The following is a 24,002-nucleotide window of genomic DNA, read 5'->3' as shown; positions in this document are numbered from 1 at the left end:
GAAGACCAGAAGACCAGACGCCCGGCGGCCCACAGCCACCCGGCACCCAGCCCTGCCCACGATCGCCCTGACCTGCACCTATTTACGCGTCAGAGGTCTATCACAGAAGAGCTCTCCGGCTGCCGGGCGTCCACTGCGAGGTGTTCGCCGACGCGGTTGACCAGCAGGGTCATCTCGTAGGCGATCTGGCCGATGTCGGCCTCCGCACCGCTGAGCACGCACAGGCAGCTGCCGGACCCGGCCGCGGTGACGAACAGAACCGCCTCGTCGTACTCGATCATCGTCTGCCGGACCTGGCCCGCCCCGAAGTGCCGTCCGGAGCCCTTGGCGAGGCTGTGCAGCCCGGACGCGACGGCGGCCAGATGCTCCGCGTCCTCCCGGCGAAGGCCGGTGCTGGCTCCCGTGACCAGCCCGTCGTTCGACAGGACCAGCGCGTGCCGTACGTGCTCCACACGTTCGGTCAGGTCGTCGAGCAGCCAGCCGAGTTTCTGGTTCTGCGTCATGTCGTAAGCGTCTCCCCGTGTACCGTCTCCCCCTGGCTGGAGGATCTCCCCGCCAGCCTTCCCCACCACCGGCGTCCGGGCAAGGAGGATGGGGGCATGGCAGAGAAGATGACCGACGAGGAATGGCGGGCGTTCGTCTCGCACGGCACCCGTACCGGCAAACTGTCCACCGTCAACGCAGACGGCAGCCCTCATGTGGCGCCCGTCTGGTTCCTGCTGGACGGGGACGAGCTGGTCTTCAACACCGGCAAGGACACCGTGAAAGGGCGCAATCTAGCCCGTGACGGGCGTGTCGCCCTCTGCGTGGACGACGACCGGCCCCCTTTCCACTTCGTGGTGCTGAACGGGCACGCCCGGCTGTCGGAGGACCTGGGCGAACTGCGTGATTCGGCCACCCGGATCGCGGCTCGGTACATGGGAGCGGAGCGCGCGGAGGAGTTCGGCGCCCGCAACGGCGTCCCGGGCGAGCTGCTGGTCCGGGTCACCGTGGACAAGGTCGTGGCGTTGAAGGACCTGACGGGCTGAGGCTCAGCCCACCGAGTCGAGGAGCCGGGCGGTGTGCATCCGCCCGGCGTACTCGACGAGCCGGATCAGCACCTCCTTGCCGGAGTCCCGGTCCCGCGCGTCGCACAGGACCACGGGCGTGCCCCGGTCCAGGTCGAGGGCGCGGCACACGTCCTGGGCGCCGTAGGAGCGGGCACCCGTGAAGCAGTTGACGGCGACGACGAACGGGATCCGCCGGTGCTCGAAGTAGTCGACCGCCGGGAAACAGTCCTCCAGGCGGCGGGTGTCGGCCAGGACGACGGCGCCGAGGGCTCCCTGCGACAGCTCGTCCCAGAGGAACCAGAAGCGGTCCTGGCCCGGGGTGCCGAAGAGGTACAGGGAGAGACCGGAGCGGATGGTGATCCGTCCGAAGTCCATGGCGACGGTGGTGGTGACCTTCTGGTCCACGCCGTCGGTGTCGTCCACCAGCTGGCCCGCCTCGCTGAGCATCTCCTCGGTGCGCAACGGCCGGATCTCGCTGACGGCGCCGACCAGGGTCGTCTTTCCGACGCCGAAGCCGCCGGCGACCAGAATCTTGAGCGCCATGGCCGACGTGTCGTCGGTGGTGGACTCGGGGTGCTCGGAGACCATGATCACTTCTCTCGGAAGGGCTTGCTGGAAGGCGTCTGTTCTGGCCGGCTCGGGCCCGGTTGGTTCCGGATGCTCATCTACAGTGCCCGCAATCCCGCGATGACCTCGCGCAGAATCCGTTCGTCGGGCAGCTGGGCCGGTGGCACCGGGCGGCTCACCGTCACGCGGCCCATTTCCAGCAGGTCGCCCAGGAGCACCCGGACCACACCGACAGGGAGGTCGGCGCCGGCGGCGAGTTCGGCGACGGACTGCGTCTCCAGCCGGCACAGGTCGACCAGCGCGCGGTGTTCGGGGCCGAGCGGGGTGTCGTCCTCGGTGCCGGACCGGCCCGGGTCGAGTGTGACCAGGGCGATCAGGTCGAACTTGACGCCGGTGGGGCCGGGTTCGGTCCGGCCCCCGGTCATGGCGTAGGGGCGGACCAGCGGCCCGGCCTCGCCGTCGTACCACTGGCTGCCCGGCTCGTGCGGTGTGCCGGTCAAGTAGTCGGTCATCGGTGGCGGTCTTCCGGCTCAGCCGGCGGCGGGCGGCCGGGCGGCGACGCGCGGTGCGGTGTAGAGGTGCTCGCCGACACGCTTGACCAGGCGGGCCATCTCGTAGGCGACCAGGCCGATGTCGGCGGTCACGTCGGTGAGCAGGGCGAGGCAGGAGCCGTCGCCCGCGGCGGCCACGAAGAGGAAGGCGTCGTCCATCTCGACCATGGTCTGGCGCACCCCGCCCGCCCCGAAGTGCCGTCCGGCACCCTTGGCGAGGCTGTTGAACCCGGAGGCGACGGCGGCGAGGTGCTCGGCGTCCTCGCGTTCGAGGCCGGTCGAGGCGCCGACGGCGAGGCCGTCGTTGGAGAGCACGACGGCGTGCCGTACCTCGGTGACACGCAGCACCATGTCGTCGAGGAGCCAGTCGAGTTCGCCGGAGCGCCGGTCCGTCCTCGGGCTCGGGTCCTGGATCATGGGCGGTCTCCTTCGGTGCGGTCGGTGCCCTCTTCGGGTTCCGGGGCGGCTCCGCGGCCTGGCCGTCTGCCGCCGCCGCGCGCCCAGCCGTCGCGGTAGGCGGTCATGCGGTCGCGGACGACTTCGGGGGTGCGCTCGTCCCGGCCGCGGGCGGGCGCGGGCTCCTCGGCACGGGGATCGCGCAGCTGGGGGGCGAGGCTCGCCTGCCGCACCCGGCGTGGCAGTTCTTCGTCGGAGGGCTCGGAGTCGTGCGGTGGGCGGTGCGGCCTCAAGGTGGTGACTCCGGGGGGCGGCGGTTCGGGCGCGGGTCGCGGTGCGGTGTGGGTGACGGCTAGGGCGGGACGGCCGGCGGAGGCCGGCTCGGGGAGGGCTGCACCGGGCACGCGCGCGTGGGCGCGTGCCGGTGCCTGCCCGGTGTCGACGGCCTGGGGGACGGGATGTTCCGCCGGGCCGCCGTGCAGCAGGGCCTTCGGCAGCAGGACCACCGCGGTGGTGCCGCCGTACGGGGAGGTGCGCAGGTGCACCTTGATGCCGTGCCGGGCCGCGAGCCTGCTGACCACGAAGAGGCCGAGCCGGTCGCTGTCGAACAGGTCGAGGGCCTCGGACTGCTCGATGCGCCGGTTGGCCTCGGCGAGGGTCTCCTGGCCCATGCCGAGCCCGCGGTCCTCGACCTCCACGGCGTATCCGTTGCCGACGGGTTCTCCGGTGACGCGCACGCGCGTGTGCGGCGGTGAGAACTGGGCGGCGTTCTCGACGACCTCGGCGAGCAGGTGCGTGAGGTCGGCGACGGCGGCGCCGACGACGGCCGCCTCGGGAAGCTGCCGTACCTCCACGCGCGCGTAGTCCTCGACCTCGGACACGGCGGCCCGTACGACGTTGGTCAGGGACACGGGCATCCGCCAGGCCCGGCCGGGGGCCGCGCCGGAGAGGATGATCAGACTCTCCGCGTGGCGGCGCATGCGGGTGGTGAGGTGGTCGAGGCGGAAGAGGTCGCTCAGTTCGCCGGGATCGTCGGAGCGGCGTTCCATGCTGTCCAGCAGGCTCAGCTGGCGGTGGACCAGGATCTGGCTGCGGCGGGCGAGGTTGACGAAGACGCCCGAGATGCCGCTGGCGAGTTCGGCGCGTTCCACAGCGGCGCGCAGGGCGGCCCGGTGCACGGTGCCGAGGGCCTCGGCGACCTGTCCGGTCTCGTCCTCCGCGGGCGGCCCCGGGGGTGCCTCGGCACGGACGTCGATCTCCTCGCCCGCCCGCAGCCTGTGCATCGCCTCGGGGAGTTTGCGGCGGGCGATCTCCAGGGCGCTGTTGCGCAGGGTGACCAGCTCGACGACGAGGCCGCGCCCGATGCGCACGGAGATGACGAGCGAGGCGACCACGGCGAGCAGGCCGAACAGGACGGCGGCGCCGGCCGGGGAGAGCAGGCCGCGCTCGAACGGGTCGGCCTGGCCGGCCACCGCGTGGGCCGTGCCGGCCTGGATGCTCCGCATGCCGTCCTGCACGCGCGTGTGCGCGGTGTTCCAGGTGGCTTCCGAGGCCGCGCCGACCGCCTTGGCGCCGGGTGAGCTCGCCAGGATCCGGTCCTCGGCGGCGCCCAGCGCGGCGTAGTCGTCGCCGTCGGCAAGGCGGTGCCAGGCGGTGCGCTGGGCACCGGGCAGGTCGGCGACGGCCGCGTCGGTGAGGACGCGGCGGGTGTCGACGGCGCCGGTGAACAGCCGCAGCCGCTCGCCGTCGAGGCCGCCGGCCGGACGCGCGCCGCCGAGGACCGCGTCCTCCTGGGCCAGCGCCTCGCCCGCCCGGGAGAATTCGAGCAGCACGCGCGCGTCGGAGCCCATGTCGTCGGCCTGGATGCCGGTGAGGGCGCCGTCCACGGCGAAGGCCGAGGCGATGACCTGCGTGTACTGCCCGTAGGCAGCGTCCCAGCCGGCACCGCGGTCCTGTACCTCTCGCCGCAGGGCGGGCAACTGCTCGGCGCCGGTGACGAAGGCCTGCAGGCGCTGGGCGACGCCCGAGGGCAGCTCCTCGCCGTCGGCGACGGTGCTGTCCTTGCCGAGGCGTAGTTCGGACACGGCCTGGTCGGTGTCGGTCCCCAGCCGCTTGAGGTCCGCGCTCCGTTCGGCGGCGGGGTCGGTCGCGTACCGGACCGCGGCGGCCCGCTCGGCCTGGAGCGCGGCGACGGCGGTGGCGACCGGGGTGCGCAGTGCGGCGTCGACGCGCTGGGACTGGCGCAGCCGGGCGACGTCCTGGGCCGTGGTGACCGTGGCGTACGCCCACAGGGCGAGCAGGGACATGACCGGCACCATGAGCAGGCAGACGACCTTGGCCCGCACGGTCCGCGGGCGCATCCGCCAGCCGCCGGGCCGGGTGGCCGCGTTGTCGGATGCGGTGCCGACGACGTCGTCGACCGGTTCGTCGGCGGGTGGTCCGGCGTGCGCGCGGCGGCCGCGCGGCGGCCGCGATGACGGTGTCTCCGGGCCTGCTGTCGGGGTCCTACGGGGTGTACGCATGGCCTCCTCGCTCGGGAAAGACGGGTCCGGGCGCCGGTTCAGCGCGCGGTGCCCGCGACGGGCCGCTGGGCCGAGGCGGACGCCTCGCGTTCCCCGGCCGTGGGCGAGAGCGCGACGAAGGCCGAGGTGAGGAACAGATAGGACCCGAGGCCGACGGCGAGGGGGAAGATGAACTGCATCGCCGTGGCCCCGGACAGGGGGCTGCCGGAGGGCGTGACGTGCACGCTGACCGCGAACATGCCGGTGTAGTGCATGCTGCTGACAGCCGCTCCCATGACCAGGGAGGCGACGGTGACGGCGACGGGCGAACTGATGTTGAGCGCCGCCCACAGGGCCGCGGTCGCGGCGACCACGGCGATGAGGACGGAGAGCCCGACGAGCATCGGGTCGTAGTGCACGGCGCCGTGCAGCCGGACGGCCGCCATGCCGAGGTAGTGCATGCTGGCGACGCCGAGCCCGGTGGTGAGTCCGCCGAGCAGGAGTGCGCGGTTGCGGTCGCGGCTGTAGCCGACGGCGAAGACGCCGGCGCTGACGACGGCCACGGCAACGAGCAGGCTGAGGACGGTCAGCGGCACGTCGTAGCGGATGTCGGTGCCGCTGACGCTGAAGCCGAGCATGGCCACGAAGTGCATGGTCCAGATGCCGGTGCCGAGCGCGGAGGCCGCGGTGAGCAGCCAGTTGCGGCGCGAGCGGCCGGTGCTGGCCAGCGCGCGGACCGTGCAGCGCAGCCCCAGGGCTGCGCCTATGCAGGCCATGGCGTACGAGAGCACGGGGGTCAGCCAGCCGAAGGTGGCGTGGTGCAGATGTCCCATGGCCCAGGGACGCTAGGGGGCACGGGCGCACAAAGGGGGCGCATTTCGAAAGGTGTTGCAATATGACTCAGAGATGTGCCGGAACGATCGCGTCCCGCTCGAACATGCGCGCAGAGTCGTCCTCCGTGACGGTGAGGGATCATGCGGACCATGAGCGATGACCACACACACGTCCGGGAGTTCTTCACCGCACGGGCGGCCGACTGGGACAGCAGGTTTCCCGACGACGGTCCCGCGTACGCGGCCGCCGTCGCCGAACTGGGGCTGCGTGCGGGCGACCGGGTCCTCGACGCGGGGTGCGGCACCGGCCGCGCCCTGCCGCCGCTGCGCCGGGCCGTGGGGCCCACCGGCACGGTTCTCGGGACGGACCTCACACCCGCGATGCTCCAGGCCGCCCGGCAGGCCGGGCGGGACCGTGACGGGCAGTTGCTGCTCGCCGACGTCGCCGCGCTGCCGGTACGTTCGGAGTCCCTCGACGCCGTGTTCGCCGCGGGCCTGATCGCCCATCTGCCCCGTCCGGCCGAGAACCTGCGGGAGTTGGCGCGCGTGGTCCGCCCCGGCGGCACCCTCGCACTGTTCCACCCGATCGGCCGGGCCGCGCTGGCCGCGCGCCAGGGGCGGCAGATCACGCCGGACGATCTGCGCGCGGAGGGCAGTCTGGGTCCGTTGCTTGCCGGTTCGGGCTGGCGCATGACGTCGTACGTGGACGAGGACGCCCGGTTCCTGGCGCTCGCGGTCCGCGGACGCTAGCCGGCGACCGCCGAGGCGAAGGCGCCGGGCCGATCCCACTGTGCCACGCCCTCTTCTGTTGCCGGGGCTTCAACCCTACGTTCGACGGAGGAAGGCAGATGTTCGCTGCCGACAGCCGACAGGGGGAAGGAGACCCGCGTGTTCGACCGGATCCGCAGATACGCAGGCAGACGGCGGGGCGCCGAGGGCGGAGCGGTGCCGGAAGCGCGAGCGAGCCGTGAGCGGCGCGCGCACAACTTGTTCGAGGCCGCGGCCGCCTATGTCGCCGCCCGTGCGGAGGACGACCAGGACCGGATCGAGGAGGCGGCGGGCTGGGTGTCGCCGGAGGCGCTGTCGTTCGGGGTGAGCGAGCTGGCGTGCCGGGCCGTGGTCGCCCTGGCCCGGGAGCGCGACGCGTCACCGGCGGCGGTGGCGCGCGACCTTCTCGGGCTGCCGGTGGCCTGACCCTTCGGTATCGCTGAGGTCACGGTCTTCCGTGCCTGCGAGGTCGTTTCGTCCCGTCCCGGTGGAAACCTGCAGCTCGCGTGTGGAAGCCGGTCGTGACAAGGGCCTTCCCGTCGCACTAGGGTGCGCGCCGTTGGACGAACCACTGGGGAGGCAGGGATGGCCGGGACCGACGAGGAGGCCGTCGCCGCGGACGAGGCTCTGTACGTGCTCACGGCGGTGCTGCTGACGCCGGCGAAGTTTCCGAGTGTGCTGGGCGACGACTATCCGGAGGCGTGCGCGGCTCTGGAGCTGGCGCCGCGCGCCGACGGGTACGGCCTGGTGCTCGGCCAGGACGGCGAAGGGGCGCGCTGGACGGTCGTCATCGACGACGTCTCGCTGGTCGCCGTCGCGATCGCGTCCTGGGACTGCGGCATGGAGTACGACCTGTCGCCGGACGAGCGCACGGTGGTCGCCGCCCTGCCCGGCTGGCCGCTGGCGGTCGCCGTGGCGGCTCCCAACGTGCCCGCGCCGCACGACCCCGGTCCGGAGGTGGCGGACCAGGCCCCGCTGACCCCGCCGGACACCAGCATCTGGGGTCCGGCGCAGCGGCGGCTGGGCGCGGACGAGATCGCCCTCCAGTGGGCGATCTGGCGGGAGCAGATCAGCGACGACCACTTCCCGGCGGCCGCCGAGGCCGCGAAAGCCCCCGAGAAGGCCCCGCAGGACGACGAGGCGGCCCCGGAGGCCCCGAAGGGTCACGTCGGAGTGCGACGGGTCCTGGCCGAGGCGTGGGCCTACGTGGACGCGCCTCCGCCGCTGGGCCGGGTGCGCTCCTCGTTCGCCCCGGGCGACGCGCGCACGCTGCGCGCCGACGGGCCCGGCTGGTCGCTGGTGGCCCGGACCGACGACATCGCCTTCGTCCTCCTCGACGAGGAACCCGGCGAGGTCCTGCCGGTCGGCCGGGGCCCCGAACTCCCCGGCCTTCTGGAAGCCCTCGACAAGATGGCCGTACGGCCCCTGTGACCCTGCCGGGCCGCATCCCGCCGCCCGGCGCAGGTCAGGGGCGGGGCGCGGTCCCGGGCAGGTGGCTCAGCGGCCGATCTCCCTGCGCGTGACCCGGCGCAGCCTGCGCCGCTGCGAGGGGTCGAGGGTCAGGTACGCGGCCACCGGGACGCCCACGACGATCAGGAACGTCACCCACCAGGGCAGCCATATCAGCAGGATGAGCCCGACCGCCACACCTCCTGCGGCGATCTTCGCGTTCTTCGACATCAGCGTCGCCTCCTTCGCGGCCCTTGCCGCTCTCTGATGTGAGAACGGGCCCGCGCTTCCCACGGTTCCGGACCACGCCCCTGAGACATCCCTGACGAGCCACCCCTACGTGTCCCCGAGTACCGACTCGAACAGGTTGTGAAGCAGCTCCGCCCCAGGGTAACCACCCCCGGTAGACCGCCGCGCCGGACGTCCCGGAGCGGCCCGGAGCAGCCCGGAACGGCTCGGCCCTGCGGAAAACCCCACCCGCACAGGCCTGTTGGCCGGATGGCCGGTGGCTGCGGCGGTTCGTACGGTCACGGTATGAAGCGAACCAACATGAAGCGGATCAGCAGATTACTGGTGATTTCGGCAGTTTCGGTGGCCCTGACCGCGAGCGGCGCGACGGCTGTGGTCGCGCAGGGGTCCGGTGCACCGGAGGCTGCCACTTCCGCCCCGACGGGGGCACACGCGTCACGGGGCACCGTGGTGTCCGTCGAGCACCTGCGGACACTGACCGCCCGGCAGGCCGCTGCCGAGTTGGCGGGCGACGAGGGCGGCGCCTGGGACACCGGCGCCGTGCGCTACGGCCTGGACACCTTCAGGATCGTGTACCGCACGGTGGACCCGCACGGCAGGCCGACCACCGCCAGCGGGCTGCTGGCCCTGCCGCGCAGCGGTGAACGACGGCTGCGAGCGGTGTCGTTCACGCACGGCACCGAACTGTTCAAGGGCGACGTCGCCTCGGTCTCGGCCGAGGTGTGGGACCAGGCACCTGCCCTGACCTACGCGTCCGCCGGGTTCGCCGCGGTGCTCCCCGACTACCTCGGGCTGGGCCTGGGCCCCGGCCCCCACCCCTGGATGGACGTGCCGTCGGAGACCACGGCCGCGCTGGACATGCTGCGGGCGTCGCGCACCGTCGCGGCCCGGAAGGGCCGGGAGATGCGCCGGGACGTACTGGCCACCGGCTTCTCCCAGGGCGCGTCGGCGGCGCTGGGGCTGGCCCGGTCGCTGCAGGCGGGGGCCGACGGCTGGTTCCGGCTCCGTGCGGTGGCACCCGTCAGCGGCGCCTACGCGTTCCGGGACGTGGCGATTCCGTCGCTGCTGGCCGGGCAGACGGACCCGAAGGCGAGCGTGATCTACACGGCGCTGGCCCTGGTCGCGTTCAACCGCCTGTACCACCTCTACGACACGCCGGCCCAGGTGTTCCGGGCACCGTACGATCGCACGGTCGAGGACCTGCTGGACGGCACACACACCGGTCAGGAGGTCGTGGCCGGCACCCCGGACTCCCTGGACGCGCTGCTCACCGCCCGCGGCCGGGCGATGCTGGCCCACCCCACCGGACCGCTGGCGGCGGCCCTGCGGACCACGGACAGCGTGTGCACCGACTGGGTGCCGCGGGCTCCGGTCAGGCTCTACTACGCCGAAGGGGACGAGCAGGCCGTCAACACGAACACGGTCCACTGCCACGCCACCCTGCGCGCGCATGGCGTGGACGCCCCGATGGTCGACCTCGGCACCCCGGACTACGGCGGCTCCCGCCATCTCGGGTCCCAGCAGGCGGGAACCGCCGCCGTGGTGCGGTGGTTCCGCACGCTGGGGTAGGCAGACCGGAGGCCGCGGCTACCCGAGCAGTGAGGGCAGCACGGAATCCAGACCGCTCGGCAGTTCGCTCGGCAGACCGCTCGGCCACTCGCTCGGCAGTTCCGAGGGCCATTGCGACGGGAATTCGCTCGGCAGGCCCGACGGCAGGCTGCTGGGCAGCCCGCCGGGAAGGCCGAGCGAAGGGCGGGCCGGGCCGGAAGGGCTCGGGCTGCTCGCACCGGGTTTCCTGTCGGTCGAGCCGTCGCCGCCGGACGTCATCAGGACGACGACGGCGACGGCCACCGCAGCAACCAGCAGGGCCAGAACGGCGAGCAACGGGCCCCTGCGCCGACGGGGCGGCCCCGGTGGGCGCGGTGGCATCCACCCGACGGCGGTGGGCGGCTCCCGGTCACCGGGGGGAGCACCGAAGCCGGCCTGCGGGTGCGATCCGAAACCTTCGTGCGGTGGCGGGTCGTATCCCCCGTACGGAGGCGGGTCGTAGCCTCCGCCGGGCGGCGGAGTGCCGTTCGGCGGGCCGGGCGGGCGTGGCGGTACGGGCGGCATGGCCATACCGCCAAGAGTCACCGCGTTCCGGTCTCCGTGCGAGCCCGGCGCGGGAGTTGACACGGACTCATGCCACGGACCGCACGATTCCGGAGCATTTCCGGTGCGAACCGGTCGTGCGGGCACCGGATCCGGGCATCGAGGACGACGCGCGCGTGAGGGCACCGCTGCGAAAGCGGCCCTCACGCGCGCGTGCGTGTTCAGCCCCGGGCGCCCAGCAGGTGGTCCATCGCCAGCTGGTCGAGCTGCTCGAAGGCCATGCCGCGCGCGGCGGTCGCCTCCACGTCGAACTCCTCGAAGGCCGTGCGGTCGGCGAGGAGGGCCTGGAGGCCGTCCGCGGCGGTCGGCTGGGCCAGCTCGTCCAGTCGGGAGGCGCGCAGTGCCTCCTGGACCTCCGGGTCGGCACGGAAGGCGGCCGCGCGCTCCTTGAGGACCAGGTAGTTGCGCATGCAGCCGGCGGCCGACGCCCACACGCCGTCGAGGTCCTCGGTCCGCGGCGGCTTGAAGTCGAAGTGCTTCGGGCCCGCGTAGCCGGCGCTCTCCAGGAGGTCGACCAGCCAGAAGGCGGCGCGCAGGTCACCGGCGCCGAAGCGCAGGTCCTGGTCGTACTTGATGCCGGACTGGCCGTTGAGGTCGATGTGGAAGAGCTTGCCCGCCCACAGGGCCTGTGCGATGCCGTGCGGGAAGTTCAGGCCGGCCATCTGCTCGTGGCCCACCTCGGGGTTGACGCCGTACAGCTCGGGGCGCTCCAGGCGCTCGATGAAGGCGAGGGCGTGGCCGACGGTGGGGAGCAGGATGTCGCCGCGCGGCTCGTTGGGCTTGGGCTCGATGGCGAAGCGCAGGTCGTAGCCCTGGGAGGTGACGTACTCGCCGAGGAGGTCGAAGGCCTCCTTCATGCGGTCGAGGGCGACCCGCACGTCCTTGGCGGCGCCGGACTCGGCGCCCTCTCGGCCGCCCCAGGCGACGTACGTCTCGGCGCCCAGTTCGACGGCCAGGTCGATGTTGCGGATCGTCTTGCGCAGCGCGTAACGGCGCACCTCACGGTCGTTCGCGGTGAACGCGCCGTCCTTGAAGACCGGGTGCGTGAAGAGGTTGGTGGTGGCCATCGGCACCTTCATGCCGGTGGCGTCGAGGGCCTGCCGGAAGCGCTTGATGTGCGACTCGCGCTCGCTGTCGGAGGACCCGAAGGGGATCAGGTCGTCGTCGTGGAACGTCACACCGTGGGCGCCCAGTTCGGACAGGCGCTGGACCGTCTCGACGGGGTCGAGGGCACGGCGGGTGGCGTCGCCGAACGGGTCCCTTCCCTGCCAGCCGACGGTCCACAGGCCGAAGGTGAACCTGTCTTCGGGGGTGGGCTGGAAGCTCATTGCCGCGGCTCCTTGCTCGGGGGCTGTGCTCGATGACTGCGGTGGATGACCGGTGGATCTCCGGTGGATGACTGTCGTGCCGACTATTTCGTCATCGCGGTTTACAAATTAGTATGCCGACGCGTCCCTGGGAAGGGTCACCCTGTCCCCGAAGGACGAAAACCGGGTCGCGACACCCCGACGAACCGGTAAAACTGCAGGTCAGATCACCCGCGAGCCGCGGAAAAAGGGAGAGCCCGATGTCAGCAGCCGAGGGTCCGCTCGTCGTCGGCGTGGACACGTCCACCCAGTCCACCAAGGCGCTGGTCGTCGACGCGTCCACCGGCGAGGTCGTGGCGAGCGGCCAGGCACCGCACACCGTGACCACCGGTGCGGGCCGGGAGAGCGATCCGCGCCAGTGGTGGGACGCGCTGTGCGAGGCGCTGCGCCAGTGCGGGGACGCCGCGCACGAGGCGGCGGCCGTGTCGATCGGCGGGCAGCAGCACGGCCTGGTCACCCTGGACGAGCACGGCGAGCCGGTGCGGCCCGCGCTGCTCTGGAACGACGTCCGCTCGGCACCGCAGGCACAGCGGCTGATCGAGGAGCTGGGCGGCCCGAAAGCCTGGGCGGAGCGCACCGGGAGTGTGCCGGGCGCGTCGTTCACTGTCACGAAGTGGGCCTGGCTGGCCGAGAACGAACCGGAGGCGGTCCGGGCGACCAGGGCGGTACGGCTCCCCCACGACTACCTCACCGAGCGGCTGACCGGGCTGGGCACCACCGACCGCGGTGACGCCTCCGGCACCGGCTGGTGGGCGTCGGCGACCGAGGCGTACGACGCGGAGACCCTCGCCCACGTGGGCCTGGACCCGGCGTTCCTGCCCCGGGTGGTCCGGCCGGGCGAGGTCGCCGGCACCGTCCGGGACAGCCACGACCTGCCGTTCTCCAAGGGCACCCTGGTGGCGCCCGGCACCGGCGACAACGCGGCGGCCGCGCTCGGGCTCGGACTGCGTCCGGGCACCCCCGTGCTGAGCCTCGGCACCTCTGGCACGGTGTACGCGGTCTCCAGGCATCGCCCCGCGGACCCGACCGGCACGGTGGCGGGCTTCGCCGACGCGCACGGCGACTGGCTGCCGCTCGCCTGCACCCTGAACTGCACCCTGGCGGTCGACCGGGTCGCGGCGCTGCTCGGCCTGGACCGCGAGGCCGTCGAGCCCGGCACCTCGGTGACCCTGCTGCCGTACCTGGACGGCGAGCGCACCCCGAACCTGCCGAGCGCCTCCGGCCTGGTGCACGGTCTGCGCCACGACACCACCGCGGGCCAGCTCCTCCAGGCCGCCTACGACGGCGCCGTGCACGCCCTGCTGGGCGCCCTGGACCTGGTGCTCGACGAGGACGCCGACCGCACCAGCCCGTTGCTGCTGATCGGCGGTGGCGCCCGGGGCCGGGCCTGGCAGGAGACGGTACGGCGGCTGTCCGGGCGGCCGGTGCAGGTGCCCGAGGCGAAGGAACTGGTCGCCCTCGGCGCCGCCGCGCAGGCGGCCGGGCTGCTCACCGGCGAGGACCCGGCGGCGGTGGCGCGCCGCTGGAACACGGCCGCGGGGCCCGTGCTGGACGCGGTGGAGCGGGACACGGGGACGCTGTCCAGGATCTCCGGGGTACTCTCCGACGCGGCCCCGCTGCTGGAGCGGGCGCCGGAGAACCGCTGACCGGCAGGGGACTGCCGAGAGGGTTCGAAAGGGTTACAAGAGGATTCGAGGGGATTCGAGAGGATCCCGGAGAATCCCAGAGGATTGATGGAGGCATGACCGCACCGCTGCACGAGGCCCGTCCGACGGCGACCGGCCGTGCCCTGCCGGACACCCAGCAGGGCATGCGCCGGCGCAACCTCGCGCGCGTGATGCACGCCGTCAGTGCGGAGGGCTCGCTGTCGCGGGCCGCGGTCGCCTCCCGCATCGGCCTCACCAGAGCGGCCGTGTCGACCCTCGTCGACGAGCTGATCCGCTGGGGACTCCTGGAGGAACTGGGACCTGAGCGGCCCAACCGCGTCGGGCGGCCCGGCTCGGCGCTCGCGGTGAGCGGGCACGGTCCGGCCGGTCTCGGGGCGGAGGTCGGGGTCGACCACCTCGCCGTGTGCGCGGTGGACCTGCGCGGCGAGGTACGCGCGCGTGCCGTGCGGCACGGTGCGAACCGGGGCCGGGATCCGCGCCCGGTGCTGGCGGAGCTGACCGGCCTGGTCCGGCTGGTCGTGGCGGACGCGGAACGGCACGGGCTGTGGCCCGCCGGTCTCGCGGTCGCCGTCCCCGGCCTGGTGGCCCGCGACGGGCACACGGTCGTGCACGCCCCGAACCTCGACTGGCACGACACCGACCTCGCCGCGCTGCTGCCCGCCGGCCTCCCGCTGACGGTGGACAACGAGGCCAACTTCGGCGCCCTGGCCGAGCTGTGGCTCGGCGACGCGACGCCCCGGGACTTCCTGCACGTGTCGGCGGAGATCGGCATCGGCGCCGCCGTCGTGGTGGACGGACAGCTGCTGCGCGGGAAACGCGGCTTCGCGGGCGAACTCGGCCATGTGCCGGTCCACCCCGACGGGCCGCGCTGCGCCTGTGGCGGGCGCGGCTGCCTGGAGCAGTACGCCGGCGAGGAGGCGGTGCTGCGCGCGGCCGGCCTCGAGTCCCGCGAGGACGCGGTAGGACTGCTCGCACAACGGGCGGGCGCGGACCACGAGGGCGTGCGACGTGCCCTGGAGGACGCCGGTACGGCCCTGGGCATCGCCCTGACCGGCGCCGTCAACCTCCTCGACCCCGAGTCCGTGGTCCTGGGCGGGGCCCTGGCCGGTCTCGCGCCCTGGCTCCTCCCCTCCCTGGAAGCCGAGCTGGCCGACCGCACAACCGGCCCGGCCTGCCCGGTCTCCGTCTCCCGCCTGGGCTCCGAGGGCCCCCTCCTCGGCGCGGCCCACTCGGTGATCCGGGCCGTCCTTGACGATCCGGCGACCGTGGCTGAGCGGGTCTGACCGAGAGGCGCCCGGAAGTCTCCGCCTTCACGCCCGCGGGTTCGGGACGGCCGTGCCCTGGGGAGTCACCCTGAAGTTCCGTCGGACTCCGGGAGGTTGGCGTGGCCGAGTGGGTTCCCCGCGAGGAGTGGATCAGGACCCAGCCCCAGGCTCTCATCGCGTCGTGCGTGTTCATACGGGACGAAGGTGATCGGGTCCTGCTGTTGCGCTACGGCCCCGGCCAGCCGGTGGCCGGCGAGTGGTGGTTGCCGGGCGGGATGCTCGACCACGGCGAGGATCCCCTGACCGCGGCCCGGCGGGAGATGCTGGAGGAGACCGGCATCGTTCTGGGTCCGGCGCTCAGGCTGCTCGGTATCGACCACCGGGCCGACGTGGACGGCACCGGCCCTGTACTGGACTGCTACTTCGACGGCGGGATCCTCCCCGAGGGGACGGCAGTACGGCTCAGCGACGAGCACGACCGGCATGCCCTGATCTCCCTGCGGGAGCTGGCGGTGACGCCGCTCGTCGCGCCGTTCTCGGCCCTCGTCGCGCTCCATTCGGCGGCAAGTTCGGGCTCCTGCGTCTGTCTGCGGGAGGGAGAGCCCGTGTGAGGCGCGCACTTCCGTCACCCGTCCGGGTGAGGCCGTTGTCCACAGTCGCCGCTCCGTCCACGGAACCTCCGGGCGCTCTTCTGCCCAACCCGCAAGCGCCGTACCGTGATTCACGCGAGGCATCTGCCGGAACGAGCAGAACACGCACGTCGGGGGGACGTATGTCGGGAGAGGCGGCCGCGGGACTGCGGCGGGACGCGGTGGGGTTGCGGGAGGTGCTCTTCCAGAGCGTCACGGCGATGGCGCCTGCCGCCGCTGTCGCCGCGTCCATTCCCGCGGGGGCGGCGTTCGCCGGCGGCAGCCTGCCGCTGGCCGTGCTGATCGCCCTGGTGGCCTGCCTGTTCACCGCGTCGTGCGTGGCGGAGCTGGCGCGCGAGCTGCCCGCCGCCGGGTCCGTGGCCACGTACGCGGCGCAGGGGCTGCATCCGGCCGTGGGGTTCCTGGTCGGCTGGGGCTACGTGTTCGTGGAGGCGCTGGTACCGCCGTTGCTGCTGCTCCAGCTCGGGTTCACCGCGGCGGGGACCCTGCACGACGAGTGGGCCTCCTGGCCGGCCGACCTGTGGTGGCCGTGGGCGCTGGCCGGCGCCGCCGTCATCGCCGTCACCGGGTACCTGGGGGTGCGCGCGTCGGCACGCTTCGGGACCGTCCTCGGGGTCTTCGAGATCGCGGTGTTCCTCGTCTTCGCCGGATGGCTGATCATCCGGGCCGGCGGCCACAACACCCTCTCCGTGTTCGGTACTTCCCATACGGCGAACGGCTACGAAGGGGTCAGCGGGGTCTTCGCCGGTTCCGTCTACACCGTGCTGGCGTTCGCCGGCTTCGAGGCGGCCGCGCCGCTCGCCGAGGAGACCCGCGACCCGCGCCGCACCATGCACCGCGCGGTGCTCGGCGCGGCCCTGGGGATCGGCCTGTTCTACGTGGTCACGACCTACGGGATGACCGTGTTCTTCGGCCCCGACCGGTTCGCCTCCTTCGGGGCGGCGGGCGAGGCGTCCTGGCAGGGCGTCGCCCGGACGTCCTTCGGGCTCTTCTGGGTGCTGGTGTTCCTCGCGGTCGTCAACTCGACGATCGCCAACGCCAACGCCTGCGCCAACGTGTCCACGCGGACGGCCTTCGCACTGGCCCGCATCCGGGTCCTCCCGCGGGTCCTCGCCACGCTCCACCCGCGGTACCGCTCCCCCGTGGCCGGCATCGCGGTCCAGACGGTCGTGGCGGTCGGCGCGGTGCTGGGGCTGGGCTTCGGCTACGACCCGGTGACCGGGTTCCTGCTGCTGGCCACGGTGATCGTCACGGTCGTGACCGCCGTCTACATCGTCGTCAACCTCGCCTGTGCCGGCTACTTCCTGCGCCGCGGCCGCCCGTCCCTCAAGCCGGTGCGGCACCTGCTCCTCCCGCTGCTGGGCATCGTGGCGTTCGTCCCCGCCCTGCTCACCGCGGCCGGGCTGCCCGTCTTCGACTTCGTGACGAAGCTGACCGCCCCGGTGTCGTACGCCGGTCCGGTGGTCGGGGTGTGGATGGCGATCGGAGTGGTCGTCCTCCTGGTGCTGGTCCGCCGTCACCCCGAGCGCATAGCCGAGACCGCACGGGTCCACCTCGAAGACGACACCACCGGCATCGTCACAGCACAGAACGGAGCACGACCGCGATGAGCGACCCCCGAATCCTCGCCGTCCGGCCCGGACCGGACGACTACGCCTGGACGTTCGGCGGGGCGCCGCCGGTGGCGCGGATCGCGCCCGGCACGGTCCTCGACCTGTACACGGAGGACTGCTTCGCCGGCCGGGTGCGGTCGGAGAAGGACCTGGTCTCCGAGGTCTGCGAGTTCCCGTTCCTCAACCCGCAGACCGGGCCCTTCCACGTCGAGGGCGCGGAGCCGGGCGACACCGTCGCCGTGCACTTCGTGTCGATCGAACCGGCCCGGGACTGGGCGGCGTCCACGACGGTCCCGCTGTTCGGGGCGCTCACCTCGACACACACCACGGCCACGCTCCAGCCGCCGCTGCCGGAGACGGTCTGGATCTGGCAGCTGGACCGGACCCGGCGCACGGCCCTGTTCCGGGCACACGAGGGCGGCATCGAGCTGGAGCTGCCGCTGGACCCGATGCACGGCACCGTCGGGGTGGCCCCCGCGAACCTGGAGGTGCGCTCGGCCCTGGTGCCGGACGCGCACGGCGGGAACATGGACACGCCGGAGATGCGGGCCGGCGTCACCTGTTACCTCGGGGTCAACGTCGAGGGCGCGCTGCTCAGCCTCGGCGACGGGCACGCGCGGCAGGGCGAGGGCGAGACCTGCGGGGTGGCCGTGGAGTGCGCGATGAACACCGTCGTGATCGTGGAGTTGCTGAAGGGGATCGCGACGCCGTGGCCCCGGCTGGAGTCGGACACGCACATCGTCTCGACGGGGTCGGCGCGTCCGCTGGAGGACGCCTTCCGGATATCGCAGCTGGACCTGGTGCAGTGGCTGGTGCGCGACTACGGGTTCGGTGAACTCGACGCTTACCAGTACGCGACCCAGACGGTGGAATCGCCGTTGGCCAACGTGTGCGACACCAACTACACGTGTGTGGCCAAGCTCCGCAAGGAGTGGCTGCCCGCGCGCGAGACTTACCGCGGACTGCATGCGCGACTGCGTGAGACGGCGGCGGCCCTGCGTCGCTGACCGGCCCTCGACTCCCCCGTGCCGCGAGCACGCTTCCGAAAGGCACCCCATCCATGGACCGGGTACGACCGCTCCCCAGCAGGCGGCGGCTCCTGAAGGGCGCGGCCCTCGCCGTCGTCCCGTACGCGCTGCTCCCCGCGGGCCGGGCGGGCGCGCAGACCGGGGTCGTCGACTATCCGTCGGCCGAGTGGCAGGCGGCGAGCAGCGAGAACCGGACACCGGCCCTGCGTCCCGACGAGTACCCGATCGACCGGGTGATCATCCATGTCACGCAGCAGGCGTACGCCGGCACGCTGTCCATCTTCCAGAACCCGAAGAAGCGGGTGTCCGCGCACTACCTGGTGCGCTCGGCCGACGGGCATGTCGCGCAGTGCGTGCGGGAGACCGACGTGGCCTGGCACGCGGGGAACTGGGACTACAACACGCGGAGCATCGGCATCGAGCACGAGGGCTGGGTGGACAGGCCGGAGTACTTCACCGAGGCCCTGTACCGGGAGTCGGCGCGGCTGACGGCGTCGATCTGCGAAAGATACGGCATCCCGAAGGACCGCGAGCACGTCATCGGGCATGTCGAGGTGCCGGGGACCGACCACACCGATCCCGGCAAACACTGGGACTGGGTCCGCTACATGAGGCTGGTGGGAGAGGCGGAGTGAGGCCCGTGGACCGGTCCGCGGAGGGAGGCCGGTCGAAACGGTTGTCGGCGCGAACACCCCGCACGACGATGTCCCCAGCCGCATCGCCGTCGGGAGGCCGAGTTGACCGATCCCTGGGTGGCCCTGGAACCGGGGGCCGACCCTGCCGAGCGCGCCCGGGTGCTGCGCCGGGCGCACGAAACGTTCACCACGGCCGGTACCGTGCCGCGTCCGGTGCGGTCCGTGGTGGCCGAGTCGTGGCGGCGTTCCGCGCGGGCCGGGGTGGGGCCGGACGGCGCGGCGCGCGTGGAGCTGACGGACGGTGACCTCGGGGCGTACCGGGCGGAGCATCCGCTGGCCCGGGTGATGCCGCTGTTCCGGGAGCTGATGGGCACGTTCGCGGCGGACGGCGAGCACCTGCTGGCGGTGTGTGACGCGGACGGCAGGCTGCTGTGGGTGGAGGGGCATCCGGCGACCCGGCGCCGGGCGGACGGGATGAACTTCGTGCCGGGCGCGCGCTGGTCGGAGACCGCGGTCGGGACCAACGCGCCGGGGACGGCGGTGGCGGTGGACCGGCCGGTGCAGGTGTTCGCGGCTGAGCACTTCATCCGCCGGGTGCAGCCGTGGACGTGCGCGGCGGCGCCGGTGCACGATCCGCGCACCGGACGGGTGCTGGGTGCCGTCGACATCACCGGCGGCGACCGGCTGGCGCATCCGCACAGCCTGGGTTTCGTCCAGGCGGTGGCGCGGGCCGCCGAGTCACAGCTGGCGCTGCTCGACCCGCCGGTGCCCGCCGACGAGGCGCCCGCGCTGACGGTGCTCGGCCGGGACGAGGCCGAGCTCCGGCTGGACGGCCGCCGGATCCGGCTCGGCCGCCGGCACAGCGAGCTGCTGGTGCTGCTGTCCCGCCACCCGGAGGGGCTGACCGGCGACGAACTGCTGTGCGCGCTGTACGAGGACGAGTCGGTGACGCCGGTGACGCTGCGGGCGGAACTGGTCCGGCTGCGCCGGCTGCTGGGCCCGGGGCTGCTCGCCTCCCGTCCGTACCGGTTGGCCGCGCCGGTCGAGTCGGACGCGGGCGTGGTGGAGCGGCGGCTGGAGGCGGGCGCGGTGACGGCGGCCGCAGGGGCGTACACCGGACCGTTGCTGCCGGGCTCGCAGGCACCCGCGGTGGTACGGCTCAGGCAGCGGCTGGCGGGCGGGATGCGGGCCGCGCTGATCGGGTGTCAGGACCCCGACCTGCTGGCGGAGTGGGCGCACGCGCCGTGGGGCGAGGACGACGTCGAGGTGTGGCGGGCGCTGGCGGCGGTGCGGCCGACGGCGGCCGTGCGGTCCCGGCTTGCGGCCCTGGAGGCGGAGCTCACGGCGCCGGTCGGCTGACCTGCCGCGCAACGTGGGCGCAACCTCCGCTCCCCTAGCCTCCGCGCCGGGAGCTGCCCGAGGGCGGGCAGCGCATCTGCAAGGAGGCAGGCCACCATGACCCGTTACGCGGCGCCCGGCACCGAGGGCGCGATCGTCTCCTACCAGGCGCGCTACGACCACTTCATCGGCGGCGAGTACGTGCCGCCGGCCCGCGGTCAGTACTTCGAGAACCCGTCGCCCGTGAACGGGCAGCCGTTCACCGAGGTGGCGCGGGGCACCGCCGAGGACGTGGAGCGGGCGCTGGACGCGGCGCACGCGGCGGCGCCGGGCTGGGGCCGTACGTCGGTGACGGAGCGTTCCGACATCCTCCTGAAGATCGCCGACCGGATGGAGGCCCACCTCGAACCGCTCGCGGTCGCCGAGAGCTGGGAGAACGGGAAGCCGGTGCGGGAGACGCTGGCCGCCGACATCCCCCTGGCGATCGACCACTTCCGGTACTTCGCGGGGGCGATCCGCGCGCAGGAGGGTTCGCTGGGCGAGGTCGACGACGACACGGTGGCGTACCACTTCCACGAGCCGCTCGGCGTCGTCGCGCAGATCATCCCGTGGAACTTCCCGATCCTGATGGCGACCTGGAAGCTCGCGCCGGCCCTCGCCGCGGGGAACGCGGTCGTCATCAAGCCCGCCGAGCAGACCCCGGCCTCCATCCACTACTGGATGAGCCTGATCGCGGACCTGCTGCCGCCGGGCGTGGTGAACATCGTCAACGGGTTCGGCGTGGAGGCGGGCAAGCCGCTGGCGTCCAGCCCGCGGGTGGCAAAGGTCGCCTTCACCGGCGAGACCACCACGGGGCGGCTGATCATGCAGTACGCCTCGGAGAACATCAAACCGGTCACACTCGAACTCGGCGGCAAGTCCCCGAACATCTTCTTCGACGACGTCTGGGCGCACGACGACGACTTCCGTGACAAGGCCCTCGAAGGGTTCACGATGTTCGCCCTCAACCAGGGCGAGGTCTGCACCTGCCCGTCCCGGGCCATCGTCCAGCGCGGCCACTACGCCGAGTTCATGGAGGCGGCGGTCGCCCGCACCCGTCTGATCAAGCCGGGCCACCCGCTCGACACCGACACGATGATCGGCGCCCAGGCCTCCAACGACCAGCTGGAGAAGATCCTCTCCTACCTGGACATCGGCCGGCAGGAGGGCGCGAAGATCCTCACCGGCGGCGAACGCATCAACTACGACGGCGAGTTGAAGGGCGGCTACTACGTCCAGCCGACCATCTTCGAGGGCGACAACCGGATGCGGATCTTCCAGGAGGAGATCTTCGGCCCGGTCGTCTCGGTGACGTCCTTCGACGACTTCGACGACGCGATCAAGACGGCCAACGACACCCTGTACGGCCTCGGCGCGGGCGTCTGGACCCGCGACATCAACACCGCGTACCGCGCGGGCCGTTCGATCCAGGCCGGCCGGGTGTGGACCAACTGCTACCACGCCTACCCGGCACACGCCGCGTTCGGCGGCTACAAGCAGTCGGGTATCGGCCGCGAGACACACAAGATGATGCTGGAGCACTACCAGCAGACGAAGAACATTCTTTGTTCTTACAGCCCACAGAAGCTTGGCTTCTTCTAGCCCTGAAGTCGGGTTGCCTGGAGGCATCGTTGGGCTCCAGGCAACCCGACCCGGTAGGTACCCGTTGTAATCAATTGGGTTCTTCGCGTTACCGTCTGGCATCCGAGAGAGTTCCCGCCGGACCAGTCGCGGACCAAGGACGTCACCCCATGACGGCGGCCATGACAAACGGTTCCGATCCACTACTGTGGCCGGTGGCTGAGCCTGACGGCGTTCAGTCCGCATAGAGGATCTGCAAGCGGAGTAGGCCGAAGCCAGCTCGCCCGTAGCCGTCCCTCTTAACGCGTTTCACCCGATTGACGTTGCCCTCGACCCGACCGGAGTTTCACTCCACCGTGAGGCCGACGGTGACAGTGTCGAAGTCTTGGCGGAGCCCGCGGGCGAGGCTGGCCCGGGAGGGTTCAAGTAGGCCCGTCACGAGCAGGCCGCCGCCCCGCGCAAGGCAGGGGCAGCCTGTCCGCGCTGCTCGCCGCATAACCGCACACGGCGCGGCGCTGCGTAGTGATCTGCTCTCCTTTTTCCAGTCCTCTGCCGAAAGGCCGCCTGGACCGGCCTTCGGTAACAGTCTTGAACAGGGTGGGGCCTGCTCCGGGAGCCGCCAGGCTCGCCGGGGCAGGGGGCCAGCCTGGCGCTCGTCGAGCGCAACCTGCTCGGCGGGGGCCGGTACTCAGCACCCCGGAATACCTGCGGAAGACGGTGAGCAGCGCTTCGTAGTCCGCAGGCACCTCGCTCTCCTGTGGCCTCGGAAAGTTGGGTGAAAGCATGGGCGCGGCCGCATCCGTACTGCCCTGCGGCAGGGAAGCCAGTTTGACCTGTCCTCCTGATGCGCGCGGGAGGACAGGTTCCAGGAGGCGGCTTCTCCGAGGCGGGATGGACGCGGTCACTCGGAAGCATGCTGGGCGCGCTGCGGGCCGTTCCGACAGCAGAGGGGGCTGTTCCGGATTTGATCCGGAACAGCCCCCTCTCGATCTCACAGGGCGGTGTGAGGTGTCAGTGCTTGAACGTGTCCTTGGCCTTTTCCTTGGCCTCGCGGGCATCCCCGGTGCTCTTCTCCATCTGGCCCTGGGCAGCCATGTGCTCGTTGCCGACCGCGTTTCCAAGGGTCTCCTTGGCCTTGCTCTTGGCCTGCTCGGTCTTCGCCCCGGTCCCCTCGCCGGCAGGCACGGATCGCGCCCCCTCGTAGTTCTTTTCGCCGCTCTCGCGGCACAGCTCAGGGTGCCCCTCGCTCACCTTCACAAACAAGGTGAATTCGAGGAATGAGTTCGCCAGTGGAGGGCAATCGGTGGCGCAGGGGGTAGATAACTATGGTTCCCCTGCTGCTTGTTCTTCTTCTCGCGCTGATCCTTTTCGGTGCCGGCTTCGCCGTCAAGGTCCTGTGGTGGGTCGCCGTCGTGGTGCTGGTGCTGTGGCTTCTCGGCTTCGTCGCCCGTTCCACCAACGCCAGCGGCGGTCGCGGACGCTGGTACCGATGGTGACCTGACCTATCCACGATCAACGCGGTGGGGGCTCGGCCAGCGTGCTGGCCGAGCCCCCACCGCGTTACGCGAGATGTGATGCAAGGTGCCCGTGCGGGTGCACATGGGATGCGGGGGTAGATGGTTCACCGTCGAGGGCGGGGCGGGCACGCGCGTGCAACCCGCGCAACCTCCGGCCTGAACCCCGCCCCCGACCTCAGACGAGCGCCGCCCGCGAGTGGGCGACCTCCCCTCTCCGCCGTAGGCGGCACGCGGTTCAGTGCCCGCTCGTCGTCCGCAATCCCGAACCATATCGGGGGCGCAACGTGGCGGTCTCCACGCCCAGCCCGGGTCGGTGTGTGTCTATGCGACTTGGGTGAGTTCGGCTCCGAACAGGAGGGCGTAGCCGGCCGGCAGCTGGCCGAGGATGCGGGTGATCAGGTCGGGGCCGGCGTGCGCGGCGACGACGGAGAAGACCGAGCCTGTGTCCCATCGGGTGGTGGCCAGGGATCCACCGGTGCGGGCGGCGAGGTCCTTGACGAAGCCCCACCCGGTGAGGGGGTGCGGGTCGGGGATTTGCAGGGTCAGCACGCGTGCCGCTTCCAGGGGCAGGCGGGCGGCGAGGTCGACGCGTTCGTCGCCGGTCAGCTGGCGTCCCAGTCCGGCAAGGACGAGCCGGACCGCTTCCTCCGCTCGCTCGCGGGTGGGGTAGGCACCCTCGTAGCGGACCTTTTCCAGCATCTGTTCATACGCCGTCGAGTACGGCTGCCGGTGGTCAGCCGGTACGCGCACGTCGGTCATCACTGCGGTGCATGCCTTTCGTATCGTAG

Annotated in this window: 25 protein-coding genes; 14 read left to right on the top strand and 11 right to left on the bottom strand. The window is 72.3% G+C overall.

Annotation, left to right across the window (positions count from 1 at the left end; all coding sequences use genetic code 11):
- Positions 1 to 89: 89 nt before the first annotated feature.
- Positions 90 to 503 carry a roadblock/LC7 domain-containing protein gene (locus ACIQVL_RS41595; protein WP_403445817.1) on the bottom strand — a complete coding sequence of 138 codons (414 nt, stop codon included), beginning with the start codon at positions 501 to 503 and terminating at the stop codon, positions 90 to 92.
- Between the two features lie 96 nt (positions 504 to 599).
- On the opposite strand from ACIQVL_RS41595, the gene ACIQVL_RS41590 reads away from it, so the two are divergent.
- Positions 600 to 1,028, top strand: a complete 429-nt coding sequence (locus ACIQVL_RS41590) for a PPOX class F420-dependent oxidoreductase (protein WP_403445814.1) — start codon at positions 600 to 602, stop codon at positions 1,026 to 1,028.
- Positions 1,029 to 1,031: 3 nt separating this feature from the next.
- Here ACIQVL_RS41590 and ACIQVL_RS41585 read toward each other — a convergent pair whose 3' ends face one another.
- From ACIQVL_RS41585 to ACIQVL_RS41565, 5 genes are all read right to left on the bottom strand, one after another.
- On the bottom strand, positions 1,032 to 1,637 hold the full coding sequence (locus ACIQVL_RS41585; RefSeq protein ID WP_403445812.1) for a GTP-binding protein: 606 nt from the start codon (positions 1,635 to 1,637) through the stop codon (positions 1,032 to 1,034).
- 77 nt (positions 1,638 to 1,714) lie between these two features.
- The gene (locus tag ACIQVL_RS41580; protein WP_403478062.1) at positions 1,715 to 2,128 is read right to left on the bottom strand and encodes a DUF742 domain-containing protein; all 414 of its coding nucleotides are present in this window, start codon (positions 2,126 to 2,128) and stop codon (positions 1,715 to 1,717) included.
- Positions 2,129 to 2,146: 18 nt separating this feature from the next.
- The gene (locus ACIQVL_RS41575; RefSeq protein ID WP_403445806.1) at positions 2,147 to 2,584 is read right to left on the bottom strand and encodes a roadblock/LC7 domain-containing protein; all 438 of its coding nucleotides are present in this window, start codon (positions 2,582 to 2,584) and stop codon (positions 2,147 to 2,149) included.
- On the bottom strand, positions 2,581 to 5,085 hold the full coding sequence (locus tag ACIQVL_RS41570) for a nitrate- and nitrite sensing domain-containing protein (RefSeq protein WP_403478061.1): 2,505 nt from the start codon (positions 5,083 to 5,085) through the stop codon (positions 2,581 to 2,583). Before ACIQVL_RS41570 ends, ACIQVL_RS41575 begins: the two co-directional genes overlap by 4 nt.
- Before the next feature lie 38 nt (positions 5,086 to 5,123).
- Complete coding sequence (locus ACIQVL_RS41565; RefSeq protein WP_403445800.1) at positions 5,124 to 5,897, bottom strand: MHYT domain-containing protein; 774 nt, start codon at positions 5,895 to 5,897, stop codon at positions 5,124 to 5,126.
- A gap of 141 nt (positions 5,898 to 6,038) precedes the next feature.
- Here ACIQVL_RS41565 and ACIQVL_RS41560 point away from each other — a divergent pair, with 141 nt between their 5' ends.
- From ACIQVL_RS41560 to ACIQVL_RS41550, 3 genes are all read left to right on the top strand, one after another.
- Positions 6,039 to 6,647, top strand: a complete 609-nt coding sequence (locus ACIQVL_RS41560) for a class I SAM-dependent methyltransferase (protein ID WP_403445797.1) — start codon at positions 6,039 to 6,041, stop codon at positions 6,645 to 6,647.
- A gap of 138 nt (positions 6,648 to 6,785) precedes the next feature.
- A complete protein-coding gene (locus ACIQVL_RS41555) occupies positions 6,786 to 7,091 on the top strand; it encodes a hypothetical protein (RefSeq protein WP_403445794.1) in 306 nt (101 codons plus the stop codon).
- Between the two features lie 159 nt (positions 7,092 to 7,250).
- Complete coding sequence (locus ACIQVL_RS41550; RefSeq protein WP_403445791.1) at positions 7,251 to 8,096, top strand: hypothetical protein; 846 nt, start codon at positions 7,251 to 7,253, stop codon at positions 8,094 to 8,096.
- 66 nt (positions 8,097 to 8,162) lie between these two features.
- On the opposite strand, the gene ACIQVL_RS41545 is transcribed toward ACIQVL_RS41550, so the two are convergent.
- The gene (locus ACIQVL_RS41545; protein ID WP_352358723.1) at positions 8,163 to 8,345 is read right to left on the bottom strand and encodes a hypothetical protein; all 183 of its coding nucleotides are present in this window, start codon (positions 8,343 to 8,345) and stop codon (positions 8,163 to 8,165) included.
- Between the two features lie 303 nt (positions 8,346 to 8,648).
- Here ACIQVL_RS41545 and ACIQVL_RS41540 point away from each other — a divergent pair, with 303 nt between their 5' ends.
- Positions 8,649 to 9,932, top strand: coding sequence for an alpha/beta hydrolase family protein (locus tag ACIQVL_RS41540; protein WP_403478060.1), 1,284 nt, complete (start codon positions 8,649 to 8,651; stop codon positions 9,930 to 9,932).
- A gap of 18 nt (positions 9,933 to 9,950) precedes the next feature.
- On the opposite strand, the gene ACIQVL_RS41535 is transcribed toward ACIQVL_RS41540, so the two are convergent.
- Both ACIQVL_RS41535 and xylA read right to left on the bottom strand, forming a co-directional pair.
- Positions 9,951 to 10,247 carry a hypothetical protein gene (locus ACIQVL_RS41535; protein ID WP_403478059.1) on the bottom strand — a complete coding sequence of 99 codons (297 nt, stop codon included), beginning with the start codon at positions 10,245 to 10,247 and terminating at the stop codon, positions 9,951 to 9,953.
- 428 nt (positions 10,248 to 10,675) lie between these two features.
- On the bottom strand, positions 10,676 to 11,842 hold the full coding sequence (gene xylA, locus ACIQVL_RS41530; RefSeq protein WP_403445782.1) for a xylose isomerase: 1,167 nt from the start codon (positions 11,840 to 11,842) through the stop codon (positions 10,676 to 10,678).
- Positions 11,843 to 12,081: 239 nt separating this feature from the next.
- Between xylA and xylB the strand changes: the two genes are divergently transcribed.
- The 8 genes from xylB to ACIQVL_RS41490 all read left to right on the top strand — a co-directional run bounded on the left by xylB (position 12,082) and on the right by ACIQVL_RS41490 (position 21,718).
- Complete coding sequence (gene xylB, locus ACIQVL_RS41525) at positions 12,082 to 13,527, top strand: xylulokinase (protein WP_403478058.1); 1,446 nt, start codon at positions 12,082 to 12,084, stop codon at positions 13,525 to 13,527.
- A gap of 95 nt (positions 13,528 to 13,622) precedes the next feature.
- Positions 13,623 to 14,831 (top strand): ROK family protein, encoded by a 1,209-nt coding sequence (locus ACIQVL_RS41520; RefSeq protein ID WP_403445776.1) that lies wholly within the window; start codon positions 13,623 to 13,625, stop codon positions 14,829 to 14,831.
- A gap of 101 nt (positions 14,832 to 14,932) precedes the next feature.
- Complete coding sequence (locus ACIQVL_RS41515) at positions 14,933 to 15,424, top strand: NUDIX hydrolase (RefSeq protein WP_403445773.1); 492 nt, start codon at positions 14,933 to 14,935, stop codon at positions 15,422 to 15,424.
- 161 nt (positions 15,425 to 15,585) lie between these two features.
- Entirely contained in the window at positions 15,586 to 17,073 is a 1,488-nt protein-coding gene (locus ACIQVL_RS41510; RefSeq protein WP_403478057.1) for an APC family permease, read from the top strand.
- A complete protein-coding gene (locus ACIQVL_RS41505) occupies positions 17,070 to 18,083 on the top strand; it encodes an acetamidase/formamidase family protein (RefSeq protein ID WP_403478056.1) in 1,014 nt (337 codons plus the stop codon). Before ACIQVL_RS41510 ends, ACIQVL_RS41505 begins: the two co-directional genes overlap by 4 nt.
- A gap of 53 nt (positions 18,084 to 18,136) precedes the next feature.
- On the top strand, positions 18,137 to 18,739 hold the full coding sequence (locus tag ACIQVL_RS41500; protein WP_403478055.1) for an N-acetylmuramoyl-L-alanine amidase: 603 nt from the start codon (positions 18,137 to 18,139) through the stop codon (positions 18,737 to 18,739).
- A 102-nt stretch (positions 18,740 to 18,841) separates the two neighbouring features.
- Complete coding sequence (locus tag ACIQVL_RS41495; RefSeq protein ID WP_403478054.1) at positions 18,842 to 20,098, top strand: GAF domain-containing protein; 1,257 nt, start codon at positions 18,842 to 18,844, stop codon at positions 20,096 to 20,098.
- A gap of 96 nt (positions 20,099 to 20,194) precedes the next feature.
- Positions 20,195 to 21,718 (top strand): aldehyde dehydrogenase family protein, encoded by a 1,524-nt coding sequence (locus ACIQVL_RS41490; protein ID WP_403478053.1) that lies wholly within the window; start codon positions 20,195 to 20,197, stop codon positions 21,716 to 21,718.
- Positions 21,719 to 22,708: 990 nt separating this feature from the next.
- On the opposite strand, the gene ACIQVL_RS41485 is transcribed toward ACIQVL_RS41490, so the two are convergent.
- Positions 22,709 to 22,882, bottom strand: a complete 174-nt coding sequence (locus ACIQVL_RS41485) for a CsbD family protein (RefSeq protein ID WP_403478066.1) — start codon at positions 22,880 to 22,882, stop codon at positions 22,709 to 22,711.
- A gap of 140 nt (positions 22,883 to 23,022) precedes the next feature.
- On the opposite strand from ACIQVL_RS41485, the gene ACIQVL_RS41480 reads away from it, so the two are divergent.
- Entirely contained in the window at positions 23,023 to 23,193 is a 171-nt protein-coding gene (locus ACIQVL_RS41480) for a hydrophobic protein (RefSeq protein WP_360497489.1), read from the top strand.
- Between the two features lie 342 nt (positions 23,194 to 23,535).
- On the opposite strand, the gene ACIQVL_RS41475 is transcribed toward ACIQVL_RS41480, so the two are convergent.
- Entirely contained in the window at positions 23,536 to 23,976 is a 441-nt protein-coding gene (locus ACIQVL_RS41475; RefSeq protein WP_403478052.1) for a DUF2267 domain-containing protein, read from the bottom strand.
- Positions 23,977 to 24,002: the final 26 nt, after the last annotated feature.

This window comes from Streptomyces sp. NPDC090499 (genome assembly GCF_044769305.1).
In the GTDB taxonomy this organism is placed as follows: Bacteria; Actinomycetota; Actinomycetes; order Streptomycetales; family Streptomycetaceae; genus Streptomyces.
The sequence above is the reverse complement of the archived record's forward strand: the minus strand, read 5'-3'. Positions and strand labels throughout refer to the sequence as shown.

What these genes read in the sequence shown, in the direction of transcription:
- ACIQVL_RS41595 (WP_403445817.1), bottom strand. Translation starts at nt 503, where the DNA reads ATGACGCAGAACCAGAAACTCGGCTGGCTGCTCGACGACCTGACCGAA.
- ACIQVL_RS41590 (WP_403445814.1), top strand. Translation starts at nt 600, where the DNA reads ATGGCAGAGAAGATGACCGACGAGGAATGGCGGGCGTTCGTCTCGCAC.
- ACIQVL_RS41585 (WP_403445812.1), bottom strand. Translation starts at nt 1,637, where the DNA reads ATGGTCTCCGAGCACCCCGAGTCCACCACCGACGACACGTCGGCCATG.
- ACIQVL_RS41580 (WP_403478062.1), bottom strand. Translation starts at nt 2,128, where the DNA reads ATGACCGACTACTTGACCGGCACACCGCACGAGCCGGGCAGCCAGTGG.
- ACIQVL_RS41575 (WP_403445806.1), bottom strand. Translation starts at nt 2,584, where the DNA reads ATGATCCAGGACCCGAGCCCGAGGACGGACCGGCGCTCCGGCGAACTC.
- ACIQVL_RS41570 (WP_403478061.1), bottom strand. Translation starts at nt 5,085, where the DNA reads ATGCGTACACCCCGTAGGACCCCGACAGCAGGCCCGGAGACACCGTCA.
- ACIQVL_RS41565 (WP_403445800.1), bottom strand. Translation starts at nt 5,897, where the DNA reads ATGGGACATCTGCACCACGCCACCTTCGGCTGGCTGACCCCCGTGCTC.
- ACIQVL_RS41560 (WP_403445797.1), top strand. Translation starts at nt 6,039, where the DNA reads ATGCGGACCATGAGCGATGACCACACACACGTCCGGGAGTTCTTCACC.
- ACIQVL_RS41550 (WP_403445791.1), top strand. Translation starts at nt 7,251, where the DNA reads ATGGCCGGGACCGACGAGGAGGCCGTCGCCGCGGACGAGGCTCTGTAC.
- ACIQVL_RS41545 (WP_352358723.1), bottom strand. Translation starts at nt 8,345, where the DNA reads ATGTCGAAGAACGCGAAGATCGCCGCAGGAGGTGTGGCGGTCGGGCTC.
- ACIQVL_RS41540 (WP_403478060.1), top strand. Translation starts at nt 8,649, where the DNA reads ATGAAGCGAACCAACATGAAGCGGATCAGCAGATTACTGGTGATTTCG.
- xylA (WP_403445782.1), bottom strand. Translation starts at nt 11,842, where the DNA reads ATGAGCTTCCAGCCCACCCCCGAAGACAGGTTCACCTTCGGCCTGTGG.
- xylB (WP_403478058.1), top strand. Translation starts at nt 12,082, where the DNA reads ATGTCAGCAGCCGAGGGTCCGCTCGTCGTCGGCGTGGACACGTCCACC.
- ACIQVL_RS41520 (WP_403445776.1), top strand. Translation starts at nt 13,623, where the DNA reads ATGACCGCACCGCTGCACGAGGCCCGTCCGACGGCGACCGGCCGTGCC.
- ACIQVL_RS41510 (WP_403478057.1), top strand. Translation starts at nt 15,586, where the DNA reads ATGTCGGGAGAGGCGGCCGCGGGACTGCGGCGGGACGCGGTGGGGTTG.
- ACIQVL_RS41505 (WP_403478056.1), top strand. Translation starts at nt 17,070, where the DNA reads ATGAGCGACCCCCGAATCCTCGCCGTCCGGCCCGGACCGGACGACTAC.
- ACIQVL_RS41500 (WP_403478055.1), top strand. Translation starts at nt 18,137, where the DNA reads ATGGACCGGGTACGACCGCTCCCCAGCAGGCGGCGGCTCCTGAAGGGC.
- ACIQVL_RS41490 (WP_403478053.1), top strand. Translation starts at nt 20,195, where the DNA reads ATGACCCGTTACGCGGCGCCCGGCACCGAGGGCGCGATCGTCTCCTAC.
- ACIQVL_RS41480 (WP_360497489.1), top strand. Translation starts at nt 23,023, where the DNA reads ATGGTTCCCCTGCTGCTTGTTCTTCTTCTCGCGCTGATCCTTTTCGGT.